12 protein-coding genes are annotated in these 12,236 nt (G+C 66.4%); 4 read left to right on the top strand and 8 right to left on the bottom strand.

The window, feature by feature from the left end:
• Nucleotides 1–76 precede the first annotated feature (76 nt).
• The 3 genes from rlmM to PV764_RS10020 all read right to left on the bottom strand — a co-directional run bounded on the left by rlmM (nucleotide 77) and on the right by PV764_RS10020 (nucleotide 3,659).
• Entirely contained in the window at nucleotides 77–1,123 is a 1,047-nt protein-coding gene (gene rlmM / locus PV764_RS10030; protein ID WP_019182419.1) for a 23S rRNA (cytidine(2498)-2'-O)-methyltransferase RlmM, read from the bottom strand.
• 24 nt (nucleotides 1,124–1,147) lie between these two features.
• Nucleotides 1,148–1,708, bottom strand: coding sequence for a nucleoside deaminase (locus tag PV764_RS10025; RefSeq protein ID WP_019182418.1), 561 nt, complete (start codon nucleotides 1,706–1,708; stop codon nucleotides 1,148–1,150).
• Nucleotides 1,709–1,910: 202 nt separating this feature from the next.
• Complete coding sequence (locus tag PV764_RS10020) at nucleotides 1,911–3,659, bottom strand: glutamine--tRNA ligase/YqeY domain fusion protein (protein ID WP_019182417.1); 1,749 nt, start codon at nucleotides 3,657–3,659, stop codon at nucleotides 1,911–1,913.
• Between the two features lie 145 nt (nucleotides 3,660–3,804).
• Between PV764_RS10020 and PV764_RS10015 the strand changes: the two genes are divergently transcribed.
• Nucleotides 3,805–4,071: a DUF2007 domain-containing protein gene (locus PV764_RS10015; RefSeq protein ID WP_019182416.1), complete on the top strand. Its 267-nt coding sequence runs from the start codon at nucleotides 3,805–3,807 to the stop codon at nucleotides 4,069–4,071.
• Between the two features lie 30 nt (nucleotides 4,072–4,101).
• Nucleotides 4,102–4,755 (top strand): peptide-methionine (S)-S-oxide reductase MsrA, encoded by a 654-nt coding sequence (msrA, locus tag PV764_RS10010; protein WP_026069653.1) that lies wholly within the window; start codon nucleotides 4,102–4,104, stop codon nucleotides 4,753–4,755.
• A 236-nt stretch (nucleotides 4,756–4,991) separates the two neighbouring features.
• On the opposite strand, the gene PV764_RS10005 is transcribed toward msrA, so the two are convergent.
• From PV764_RS10005 to ahpC, 5 genes are all read right to left on the bottom strand, one after another.
• Nucleotides 4,992–5,954 carry a transaldolase gene (locus PV764_RS10005; RefSeq protein WP_046271992.1) on the bottom strand — a complete coding sequence of 321 codons (963 nt, stop codon included), beginning with the start codon at nucleotides 5,952–5,954 and terminating at the stop codon, nucleotides 4,992–4,994.
• Nucleotides 5,955–6,007: 53 nt separating this feature from the next.
• On the bottom strand, nucleotides 6,008–6,415 hold the full coding sequence (rnk, locus tag PV764_RS10000; protein ID WP_421116539.1) for a nucleoside diphosphate kinase regulator: 408 nt from the start codon (nucleotides 6,413–6,415) through the stop codon (nucleotides 6,008–6,010).
• 138 nt (nucleotides 6,416–6,553) lie between these two features.
• On the bottom strand, nucleotides 6,554–7,510 hold the full coding sequence (gene oxyR / locus PV764_RS09995) for a DNA-binding transcriptional regulator OxyR (protein ID WP_019182412.1): 957 nt from the start codon (nucleotides 7,508–7,510) through the stop codon (nucleotides 6,554–6,556).
• A 91-nt stretch (nucleotides 7,511–7,601) separates the two neighbouring features.
• Complete coding sequence (ahpF, locus tag PV764_RS09990; protein WP_399618493.1) at nucleotides 7,602–9,194, bottom strand: alkyl hydroperoxide reductase subunit F; 1,593 nt, start codon at nucleotides 9,192–9,194, stop codon at nucleotides 7,602–7,604.
• Between the two features lie 151 nt (nucleotides 9,195–9,345).
• The gene (gene ahpC, locus PV764_RS09985) at nucleotides 9,346–9,909 is read right to left on the bottom strand and encodes an alkyl hydroperoxide reductase subunit C (RefSeq protein WP_019182410.1); all 564 of its coding nucleotides are present in this window, start codon (nucleotides 9,907–9,909) and stop codon (nucleotides 9,346–9,348) included.
• Between the two features lie 428 nt (nucleotides 9,910–10,337).
• Between ahpC and prmC the strand changes: the two genes are divergently transcribed.
• Together prmC and pip are read left to right on the top strand one after the other, a co-directional pair.
• Nucleotides 10,338–11,186, top strand: a complete 849-nt coding sequence (gene prmC, locus PV764_RS09980) for a peptide chain release factor N(5)-glutamine methyltransferase (protein ID WP_421116538.1) — start codon at nucleotides 10,338–10,340, stop codon at nucleotides 11,184–11,186.
• Between the two features lie 102 nt (nucleotides 11,187–11,288).
• Complete coding sequence (pip, locus tag PV764_RS09975; protein ID WP_019182408.1) at nucleotides 11,289–12,233, top strand: prolyl aminopeptidase; 945 nt, start codon at nucleotides 11,289–11,291, stop codon at nucleotides 12,231–12,233.
• Nucleotides 12,234–12,236: the final 3 nt, after the last annotated feature.

The raw sequence follows: 12,236 nt of genomic DNA, 5'->3' as shown, positions 1-12,236 counted from the left end.
CGGCGCGTGCTTCGATCATTGCCGCGCGTTGCGCGCCAGCCGGGCATGGCCCGGCTCTACCGGCGGTGCGCGTGGGTCAGCGCAGCGGCGAGGCCAGCACCGTGATTTCTTCGCGGTCGTGGTACAGCTGCTTGGCGCGTAGATGCAGCGGCCTGCCGGCCTGTTCCTGGAACAGCTCCAGGCACATGCGGGTTTCATCCCAGCGCTTTTTCATCGGCAGCTTGAGGTTGAAGATCGCATGCTTGCACCAGCCCTCGCGGAACCAGGTGGCCATGCGTTCGGCCACGCGGCGGGGCTGTTCGACCATGTCGCAGACCATCCAGTCCAGCGGGGTCTCCGGCTGCCAATGGAAGCCATCGGCGCGCAGATGCTCAACCAGCCCGGTCTCCAGCACGTGCTCGCGCAGCGGGCCGTTGTCCACGCTGATCACCTTCAGGTGCTGGCGGGTCAATACCCAGGTCCAGCCGCCCGGCGCAGCGCCCAGGTCGGCCGCGCGCATGCCCGGCTTGACCAACAGTTCGCGCTCTTCGGGCGTCATCAGGGTGAGCAGGGCTTCATCGAGCTTCAGCGCCGAGCGCGAGGGCGCGTCGGGCAGCAGCTTCAGGCGAGGAATGCCCAGCGGCCAGGGCGCGCTGTCGCGGGTGTCGGCCACGCACACGAAGGCATGACGGCCATCCACGAACACGATGTGCAGGCGCGGCAGGCCGGTGTTCGGCTTGTCGGTCAGCAGGCCGGCCTTGCGCAGCGCCGGGCGCAGCGCATTGCCGAACGCGCGGGCCAGGCCGGCCAGCGGCTTGCCTTCGTCCGAGTCCGGATGTTCGACCCACATGTCGCCGAAGCGTTGCTGCCCCTGCAGGGCGGCGAGGATCGGGGTGATGCGGTCGGCAGCATCCAGCTGCGGCAGTTCGGCCAGCACCTGCAGCTTCTGCCGGGCGAAGATCAGCGAGCGCCAGGACAGGGCCTTGGACAGCGCCGCACCTTCGTCGGTGACGAACACCACGTAACCGTCATTGCGCTGGGTGCGCACATAGCCGGCCACGTTGGCATAGGCCGCACGCTCGGACAGCTCGGCGGCCAGTTCCGGTTCAAACCCCTGGCGGCACAGACACAGCAGGCCGCTCATCGCATCGCGCCCGAAGCGCGGATATCAGTAATGGGCACCGTTGATCTCTCCGTACTGGCGCAGCACCGCGCGCGCGGCGTCGCGCTCGATGTCGCGCACGACCTCGATGCCACGCTTGTTGAGTTCGCCGATCCAGTCCGCCGGCAGCGGGCCTTCATCGAACGGGGTTAGTTCTTCCACGTCCTGTGCGCTGGCACCGATCAGCAGCCGATCGATGCCGGCCCAGATGGTGGCGCCGTAGCACTGGCAGCACGGCTGCGAGGAGGTGGCCAGGGTGATCGGTGACAGCACATCGTTCAGGCGCGGGGTCTGCAGGCGCTGCTGGGCCAGCATGTAGGCCATGTTCTCGGCATGCGCCAGCGAGGTCGTATGCGGCACCACGCGGTTCACGCCGGCGGCGATCACGCGATGATCCGGCCCAAACACCACGGCGCCGAACGGGCCGCCGCTCTGTGCCTCGACATTCAGGCGCGACAGTTCAATCGCCAGCGCGACCTTGTCGGCGTCCTCGGGATAGACACGGCCCAGATCGATCTGGTCGTGGATCCAGGCGGGCAGGGTGAGATGGACTTGCGCGTACAGCATCGGGACATGAACCTCTTCAAAGATGGAGCAGCGGCAGTGTATCGGGCCGCGCCCGGGGATGCCGTGCCCGCGCTGAACGCGGCCACGCGCACGCCGGCGCAGGGCTGCGCCGGTCGCAGGGAATCTGGAGCGCAGGCCCTGCCGATGCAGGGCCGCGCCGGGGTCACGCGGTGGCCGGTGCCTGGCACCGGCCGGGTGCAGCTTACGCCGACCAGGTATCGCGCAGGGTCACGCTGCGGTTGAACACCGGCTTGGCGGCGGTGTGGTCGCGGCGGTCGGCCACGAAGTAGCCGGTCCGTTCGAACTGGAACGACTGCTCCGGCGCGGCGCTGGCTGCGGCCGGCTCGACATAGCCGGTGACGGTGCGGCGCGAGTCCGGATTGAGGTAATCGCGATAGGTCCTGCCGTCGGTTTCGTCGTCCGGGTTCGGCACCGAGAACAGACGGTCGTACAGGCGGATCTCGGCGGGCACCGCATGCACGGCGCTGACCCAATGGATGGTGCCCTTGACTTTGCGGTTGGCGCCTTCCATGCCCGGGCGCGATTCCGGATCCAGCCAGCCGCGCAGTTCGGTGATGGTGCCGTCGGCGTCCTTGATCACTTCATCGCAGCGGATGATGCCGGCGCCGCGCAAGCGCACTTCGCCGCCCGGCACCAGGCGCTTCCAGCCCTTGGGCGGAACCTCGGCGAAATCCTCGCGCTCGATCCACAGCTCGCGGGCGAACGGCACCTCGCGGGTACCGAAGGCCTCATCCTTGGGATGGTTGGAGAAGGTCAGGGTTTCTTCGTGGCCATCGGGCAGGTTGGTCAGCACCAGCTTGACCGGATCGACCACCGCCATGCGGCGCGCGGCGGCGCTGTCGAGGTCTTCGCGCAGCGCGCCTTCGAGCACGCTGAAATCGATCAGCGAATTCTGCTTGCTGATGCCCACACGCTCGGCGAACAGGCGCATCGCCGCCGGGGTGTAGCCACGGCGACGCAGACCCTGCAGGGTCGGCATGCGCGGGTCTTCCCAGCCATCCACCAGCTGCTCGGTGACCAGCGCCATCAGCTTGCGCTTGCTCATCACCGTGTAGTTGATGTTCAAACGCGAGAACTCGATCTGGCGCGGCTTGGCCGCCTCACGCGGCAGGCCGCGATCGACCAGCGGCTGGGTCAGCGCGTCGTTGTGGGCGAAATCGACGTTGTCCACGCACCAGTCGTACAGCGGGCGGTGGTCTTCGAACTCCAGCGTGCACAGCGAGTGGGTGATGCCCTCGATGGAATCGCCCAGTGCATGCGCGAAGTCGTACATCGGGTAGATCGGCCATGCATTGCCGGTGTTCTGGTGTTCAACGTGCTTGATCCGGTACAGGGCCGGGTCGCGCAGGTTGATGTTGCCGCTGGCCATGTCGATCTTGGCCCGTACGGTGCGCGCACCATCCGGGAACTCGCCCGCGCGCATGCGGCGGAACAGGTCCAGGTTTTCCTCGACGCTGCGGTCGCGGAACGGCGACGGGCGACCCGGTTCGGTCAGGGTGCCGCGGTAGGCACGCACTTCCTCGGCCGAGAGGTCGCACACGTAGGCCTTGCCGTCGCGGATCAGCTTTTCGGCAGCCAGATAGTACGCATCGAAATAATCCGAGGCATGGCGCAGCTCGTTCCACTCAAAGCCCAGCCAGCGCACATCGTCCTGGATCGCGGCCACGTACTCCGGGTCTTCCTTGGCCGGGTTGGTGTCGTCGAAACGCAGGTTGCACACGCCGTTGAACTCGCCGGCGATGCCGAAGTTCAGGCAGATCGATTTGGCGTGGCCGATGTGCAGGTAGCCGTTGGGCTCGGGCGGGAAGCGCGTCTTGATCGCGGCATGCTTGCCGCCGGCCAGGTCCTCGCGGACGATCTGACGGATGAAATCCCGTTTTTCCTGGGTTTCCGGAAGGGCGTCGGTGGGGGCGGCGGTAGACTCGGACATGATGCGCGGTCGCAGTTAAAAGGTAGAAAGACCAACAGTTTAGCCTGTCGTAAGGCGACAGGCTAAACGGGTAGGTGCCGACCGTTGGTCGGCACGCCTTCAGCCCCCGGGCGTATGCTGGCCCCATGCCCTCCGGAGCCCGCCCATGCACGTGATCTACCAGGCCGACAACCTGTTCGACGCCCATCTGGTCAAACACGCCCTGGAGGATGCGGGAATCCCCGCGTTCGTCTTCGGCGAATCCCTGCTGGGCGGCATGGGCGAACTTCCGTTGTTCGGCGTCCTGCGCGTGTGCGTTCCCGACCTGGCCCGTCCCGAAGCCGAAGACATCGTCGCCCAGCTGGACTTGGGCGCGGCCCCGGACGCCCCCATGTTCGATGGAGACGAAAGCGCCGGCCTGTTGCCGGCCTAGGAGAACGCCATGTTGGGTATTGGAAACGGTCTGTTGGGCATCGGCGCCTTCAAGCAGCGCCTGCCGCGCCCGGAAGAGGCGTTGCCAGGCCGCGAGCACCCGCTGCCACTGCTGCACAACCAGCATTACGTCAACAGCCACCCGCTGAAAGACAGCTTCACCGGCCTGGAGCGCATCCGCTTCGCCATGGGCTGCTTCTGGGGCGCTGAACGCAAATTCTGGACGATCCCCGGCGTCTACTCGACCTCGGTCGGCTACGCCGGCGGCGTCACCCCTAACCCCACCTACGAAGAAGTCTGCTCCGGCCTTACCGGGCACACCGAAATCGTCGAGGTCGTCTACGACCCGGCCATCGTCCCGCTCGAGCGCCTGCTCCAGGTCTTCTGGGAAAGTCACGATCCCACCCAGGGCATGCGCCAGGGCAACGATACCGGCACCCAGTACCGCTCCGCGCTCCACGCCACCACCCAGGCCCAGCTCGACGCCGCCCTGGCCAGCCGTGATGCCTACCAGCAGCGCCTGAACGACAGCGGCTACGGCGCGATCACCACCGATATCGTTTTTCCGGCGCCCGAGTACTACTACGCCGAGGATTACCACCAGCAGTACCTCGCCAAGAACCCCAACGGCTACTGCGGCATCGGTGGCACCGGCGTCAGTTGCCCGATCGGTGTGGGTGCCTGATCACGTGGGAGCCGACCAACGGTCGGCTCTACCCGGTCCAATAGACGGCCTTGGGTTCACTGCTGTACTGCGCACCCGGACGCACCCGCCATGTGTCGACGGCGCGTCCAGCAATCGCGCCCACATCGCGCCAACCCCGACGAAAGTGAGCGGTTGCAGTTGCAGTTGCCGCAAGCGCCAAAAACGAAAGGCCCCGCAGTGCGGGGCCTTTTGTATAGCGAGCCAGCGGCCAGCGCTTACAGGCGCTCGCGGATCGTCTGGCGCAACGCCTCCAGATCCTTGGCGAACGCATCGATACCGCTTGCCAGCTTCTCCGTCGCCATCGGGTCGGCCGCCAGATCCGCCGCGAAGCGCGCCGCATCGATCGGCGTCACCTGCACCGGCTCCGCCGCACCGGCCACCAGCTTGCGCGGCAGCTCGCCATGATCGGCGTCCAGCTTCTCCAGCAGGTCCGGCGAAATCGTCAGGCGATCGCAGCCGGCCAGCGCCTCGATCTGCGCCGTCGAACGGAACGAGGCACCCATCACCACCGTCGGCGAACCACGGCGCTTGAACTCGGCATACACGCCGCGCACGAACACCACGCCCGGGTCTTCATCGATGCTTGCCGGCGCCTGTCCGTTGGCCACATACCAATCCAGGATGCGGCCCACGAACGGCGAAATCAGGAACGCACCGGCCTCACTGCAGGCCAGCGCCTGGGTGGGATTGAAGATCAACGTCAGGTTGCAGTCGATCCCTTCGGCCTGCAGCTGGCGCGCTGCCTCCACGCCTGCCCAGGTCGCTGCGATCTTGATCAGCACCTTGCTGCGCGGCACGCCGGCCGCCTCGTACATGGCGATGAACTGGCGCGCCTTGGCGACCGTCGCTGCGGTGTCGTGCGCCTGGTCGGCATCGACCTCGGTCGAGACCCGGCCCGGCACCAGGGTGCTGAGCAGGGTGCCCACGCCCACGGTCAGGCGATCGGCCACCGCGTGGACAACCGCCTCGCGCTCGCCACCCTGCTCGCGGCCCCAGGCCAGCGCGCTCTCGATGAGATCGGCGTACACCGGCAGGTCCAGCGCTTTCTTCACCAGGGTGGGATTGGTCGTGCAGTCGACCGGCTTCAAGCGCTTGATCGCCTCGTAATCGCCGGTATCGGCAACCACCACGGACAGATCACGCAGCTGGGAGAGTTTGGACAGCGAAACGGTGCTCATTGCAACTCCTGGGACGAAACGGTGGAACCTGCGCGACGACGCAGCAGGCGGGGTCAGGCGTGGGGCTGGTGATGGACGGCGGTCACCCGCAGGCGCAGCTTGCGGCCGCCCGGTGCCACCCAATCCATGGTCTGGCTGATCGACAGGCCCAGCAGGGCGGTGCCCACCGGTGCGAGGATCGATACCTTGCCCTGTTCAACATCGGCCTCGCGCGGATAGACCAGCGTCAGAACGTGCTTTTCGTTCTGCAGCTCATCTTCGCACTCCACGCGCGAATGCATCATGACGGTGCCCTCGGGAACCTGGTCCGGCGCCACAACGGTCGCCCGGTTGAGTTCTTCGGCCAGGGCGATCCCGGCGGGGGTCTGGCTGACAGCGGGAGACTCGAGCATGGCGTCCAGGCGGTCCATGTCGTGGCTTGAAACAATGATGGAAGGGGGCAGTCCGCTGGAAGTGGACATGGTGTAGCTCCTTGCGTTTGTGGAAGACCCATGCAAAAAGGCGGCGCCTGCTGGCACCGCCTCGTCCTATTGTGCTGACAATCGTGGACGGATGCGACCCGTCCGGCGTATCGGCCCCGCCGGCCGGTTCAGCCAGGCTCAGCCAGCGCGTTGCAGCGGCGTGGCCGTGGCACCCGGAACGTCGGTGGACTCCAGCGCGAGCAGGCCCTGCGGCAGCCGTTTGAACTGCTGGGCCAGCTGTTCCAGGAACCCGGTCATCGCCGAACTGCGCCGCCAGGCCATCGCGATGCGGCGGCTGGGGCGGTCATCGCCGCTGAAGTCCAGCAGGCGGATGTTGTCCGAGCGCGGCACCGGGGGCTTGACCGACAGCGTCGGCAGCAGGGTGATGCCCACATCGGCAGCCACCATCTGCCGCAGCGTCTCCAGGCTGGTGGCGCGGAACTCCGATTTCTCGTTGGCGCCAAACAACCGGCAGACGGCCAGCGCCTGGTCGCGCAGGCAGTGTCCATCCTCGAGCAGCAGCAGCTTCTGCGACGAGAGCTCCTGCACGTCCAGATGCTGGCGGCGTGCCAGCGGGTGCTGCTGGGAAACCGCCAGCAGGAAGGGCTCTTCGAACAGGAACTCGGCGTGCAGCTGGTCATCGTCCAGCGGCAGTGCCAGCAGGGCGGCATCGAGCTTGCCCTCGCGCAGCCGGGTCAGCAGCTCATCGCTCTTTTCCTCGACCAGCAGCAGTTCCAGCTGCGGGAAACGCTCGCGGATGTTGGGGATCACATGCGGCAGCAGATACGGGCCCAGCGTCGGGAAGATGCCGAGCCGGACGGTGCCGGCTTCGGGATCGCGGCTGCGCCGTGCGGCTTCCTTCATCTGCTCCACCTCGGCCACGATGGTGCGCGCGCGCGCGGCCGCTTCCACCCCGGCCGGGGTGAGCATGACCTTGCGCGGGGCACGTTCCACCAACGGCAACCCCAGCTCGTCCTCGAGCTTGCGGATCTGGGTGGACAGGGTGGGCTGGCTGACGAAGCAGGCGGCGGCCGCCTTGCCGAAATGGCGGTGGTCGGCCAGCGCCACCAGATACTTCAAATCACGTAGGTTCATTTCCTTGGACCTCTTGCGGCAATGGACCGGGTGATGGCGTGGCTACCCAGCAGACAGACAAGGTTCCCGGCGAACCGGGAACCGAAACGTTTCAGGCAGCTTCGGCGACAGCGCCGCTGCTCTTGGGAACGGAGGTGCGGATCAGGTGATCAAAGGCGCTCAGTGCCGCAGTGGAACCGGCGCCCATCGCGATGACGATCTGCTTGTACGGAACGGTCGTGCAATCGCCTGCGGCGAAGACACCCGGCACGCTGGTCTGGCCGCGGTCGTCGATCAGGATCTCGCCACGCGGTGACAGCGCCACCGTGTCCTTCAACCATTCGGTATTGGGCAGAAGACCGATCTGCACGAAGATGCCTTCCAGTTCCACCCGGTGCGAATCGCCGCCGACGCGGTCCTGGTAGACCAGGCCCGTCACCTTCTGGCCATCGCCCAGCACTTCCTGGGTGAGGGCGCTGGTGATGATGGTGACGTTGCCCAGGCTGCGAAGCTTCTTCTGCAGTACTTCATCGGCACGCAGTTTGTCATCAAATTCCAGAAGGGTCACATGCGTCACAAGGCCCGCCAGATCGATCGCAGCTTCCACGCCGGAGTTGCCGCCACCGATCACCGCCACGCGCTTGCCCTTGAACAACGGACCGTCGCAATGCGGGCAGTACGCCACGCCCTTGTTGCGGTACTGATCTTCGCCGGGCACGTTCATCTGGCGCCACCGTGCACCGGTGGAAAGGATCACCGAACGCGATTTCAGCGATGCACCGTTTTCCAGTTTGATTTCGACCAGGCCATCATCGCCGGCGGGCACCAGGGCGGTGGCGCGCTGCAGGTTCATGATGTCCACCTCGTACTCGCGCACGTGCTGTTCCAGCGCGGCGGCCAGCTTCGGACCTTCGGTTTCCTTGACCGAGATGAAGTTCTCGATCGCCATGGTGTCCAGCACCTGGCCACCGAAGCGTTCGGCGGCCACACCGGTGCGGATGCCCTTGCGTGCGGCGTAGATCGCTGCCGCTGCGCCGGCCGGACCACCGCCCACCACCAGCACGTCGAACGGTGCCTTGCTGCTGAGCTTTTCGGCATCGCGCTTGGCCGCGCCGGTATCGAGCTTGGCCACGATCTGTTCCAGCGTCATGCGGCCCTGGTCGAACACTTCGCCGTTGAGGTACACGGTCGGCACGGACATGATCTGGCGCGCTTCCACCTCGGCCGGGAACAGGCCGCCATCGATCGCCACGTGCTGGATGCGCGGATTCAGCACCGCCGCCAGGTTCAATGCCTGCACCACGTCCGGGCAGTTCTGGCAGGACAGCGAGAAGTAGGTTTCGAAGCGGTACTCGCCTTCCAGGTTGCGCACCTGCTCGATCAGCTCGGCCGTGGCCTTGGACGGGTGGCCGCCGACCTGCAGCAGGGCCAGCACCAGCGAGGTGAACTCATGGCCCATCGGCAGGCCCGCGAACACCAGATGGATGTCCTGGCCGGGCGTGGTCAGCGCGAAGGAGGGCGTGCGCTCGCTGCTGTCGCGACGCACGTCCAGGCTGATCTGCGCCGACAGCGTGGTCAGCGTGTTCAGCAGCTCGAGCATCTCCTGCGACTTGGCGCCGTCATCCACGTGCGCCGTGATCTGGATCGGACGGGTGACACGTTCCAGATAGGTCTTCAGCTGGGACTGGAGGTTGGCATCCAACATCGAAAAACTCCTTGATTCAGGCAAGGGAACAGCGTCGACGAACCCCGCGGGTGCATCTGCGCGACATGGGGGTGAACCGAAACCGGCGCGTGGGGCACCGGCTTGGGTTCACCCCCATCCCCGGCGGGCGGGGATGGGGATGGGATACGGCTTAGATCTTGCCGACCAGGTCCAGCGACGGGGTCAGGGTCTTCTCGCCTTCCTTCCACTTGGCCGGGCAGACCTGGTTCGGGTTGGCGGCGGTGAACTGGGCAGCCTTCAGCTTGCGCAGGGTCTCGGAGACGTCACGGGCGATCTCGTTGGAGTGGATCTCCAGAGTCTTGATCACGCCTTCCGGGTTGATGATGAAGGTGCCGCGCAGGGCCAGGCCTTCTTCTTCGATGTGCACGCCGAAGGCGCGGGTCAGCTGGTGGGTCGGATCGCCGACCAGCGGGAACTGGGCCTTGCCGACGGCCGGCGAGGTTTCGTGCCACACCTTGTGCGAGAAGTGCGTGTCGGTGGTGACGATGTAGACCTCGGCGCCAGCCTTCTGGAACTCGGCGTAATGGTCGGCGGCGTCTTCAATCTCGGTCGGGCAGTTGAAGGTGAACGCGGCCGGCATGAAGATCAGCACGGACCAGTGACCCTTCAGGGTGCTGTCGGAGACCTTGATGAACTCGCCGTTCTGGTAGGCGTTGGCTTCGAACGGCTGGATCTGGGTGTTGATGAGCGACATCGTTGTTCCTCTTGGTGAAGGGGGTGGGTGAAGCGACCAACACAGGTTAGCGGCTCCGTTCCCATAAGGACAATCCATTGATTGCATCTATGCGATAGTCATAGGCTATCAAAAAGGTCTGATCCTGCGATGAATGTTGATGGCCATGGCCGTCAAAAGCGTTGCAGCGCAATGACCAGCGGGCGGTGGCGAATGATCGCTTCAATAGCTTCTGCATATGCGCCGCGGTGGGAACCTGAACGGTGCGGGGCGCCGCGGTGCCGGAACGACCGGTTTTTCGACGGAACTCGATAGCGCCTACGAATCTATATATGTAGTGGCGATGCGTAGTTTCAATCGCGTTGCTGCCGCCGAAGGCCCCTGGCGCACGCCTGGCCGACCGCTGCCGGTGCACTACACTGCGCGCCCCGACGTTGCTCCGATCCGCCATGACTGCCGCCCCGCCAGACGTCCGCCAGCTGCTCGCCGATGCCGCCACCCGCCTGCCCGGTGTGGAGGGCAGGCACGACGCCGAACTGCTGCTGCTGGAGGTGCTGGAGCGTGAGCGCAGCTGGTTGTTCGCCCATGCCACCGATCCGGTCGCGCCCGCGCAGGTGGCCGCGTTCGAGGCCCTGCTCGCCAAGCGCCTGGCCGGCGAACCAGTGGCCTACCTGCTGGGCCGCCGCGGCTTCTGGACCCTGGAGCTGGAGGTCAGCCCGGCCACCCTGATCCCGCGCCCGGAGACCGAACTGCTGGTCGAGCTGGCGCTGGCGCGGTTGCCCGCGGATACCCCGCTGCGGGTCGCGGATCTGGGCACCGGCAGCGGCGCGATAGCGCTGGCCCTGGCCAGCGAGCGGCCGTTGGCGCAGGTGATCGCGACCGACCTCAGTGAGGCGGCCCTGGCCGTGGCAGCGCGCAACGCGCAGCGCCACGCACTGGACAATGTCAGCTTCCGGCAGGGGGCGTGGTACGCGCCGCTGGCGGGCGAGCGCGTCGAGCTGATCGCCACCAACCCGCCGTACATCGCCAGCGACGACCCGCACCTGGCGCAGGGCGACCTGCGTTTCGAACCGGCCACCGCGCTGGCCTCCGGCCCCGATGGGCTGGACGACATCCGCCTGATCATCGACGGCGCGGCAGCGCACCTGCTTCCCGGCGGCTGGCTGCTGATCGAACACGGCTGGGACCAGGGCGAGGTGATCCGCGCGTTGTTGCAGCAGGCCGGTTTCCAGTCGGTCGCCACCGAGCGCGATCTGGAGCAGCGCGACCGGGTGAGCCTGGGCTGTCTGGTGGCCTGACCGAGTGCCGGCCCCGCGCCGACCCCGGGGCTAGAATGACCTGTCCACCGGGCCGCCGCGCAGCGTGATGCGGCGACTGTCATTCCACATGGAGTTCCTGTCATGCGTACGCTGTATCCCGCCATCACCCCTTACGACGTCGGCACCCTGAAGGTCGATGACCGCCACACGCTGTATTTCGAGCAGTGCGGCAATCCCGATGGCAAGCCGGTGGTGATGCTGCACGGTGGCCCGGGCGGCGGCTGCAGCGACAAGATGCGCCAGTTCCACGACCCGGCCAAGTACCGGATCATCCTGTTCGACCAGCGCGGTGCCGGCCGTTCCACGCCGCATGCGGACCTAGTCGACAACACCACCTGGGACCTGGTGGCCGACATCGAGACGCTGCGCGAGCACCTCAAGGTGGATCGCTGGCAGGTGTTCGGCGGCAGTTGGGGCTCGACCCTGGCACTGGCCTACGCGCAGACCCACCCGCAGCGCGTGACCGAACTGGTCCTGCGCGGCATCTTCATGCTGCGCCGCTGGGAGCTGGAATGGTTCTACCAGGAAGGCGCCAACCGCCTGTTCCCGGATGCGTGGGAGCACTACCTCAAGCCGATCCCGGCGGTGGAGCGCCACGACCTGATCTCGGCCTTCCATCGCCGCCTGACCAGCGATGACGAGGCCACCCGCCTGGCGGCAGCCAAGGCGTGGAGCGTATGGGAAGGGGCAACAAGCTTCCTGCACGTGGACGACGACTTCGTGAACAGCCACCAGGACCCGCAGTTCGCGCTGGCCTTCGCCCGCATCGAGAACCACTACTTCGTCAACGGCGGTTTCTTCGAGGTGGAAGACCAGCTGCTGCGCGACGCGCACCGCATCGCCGACATTCCGGGCGTGATCGTGCACGGCCGCTACGACGTGGTCTGCCCGCTACAGAGCGCGTGGGAACTGCACAAGGCGTGGCCGAAATCGACGCTGGAGATCAGCCCCGCCTCGGGGCATTCCGCGTTTGAAGCGGAGAATGTCGACGCACTGGTGCGTGCGACCGATCGCTTCGCGGGTTGATGG

The sequence above is a fragment of the Stenotrophomonas sp. AS1 genome (assembly GCF_048957655.1).
Classification (GTDB): Bacteria; Pseudomonadota; Gammaproteobacteria; order Xanthomonadales; family Xanthomonadaceae; genus Stenotrophomonas; species Stenotrophomonas bentonitica_A.
Note: the sequence above shows the minus strand (reverse complement) of the source record. Positions and strands in the feature narration are given on the sequence as shown.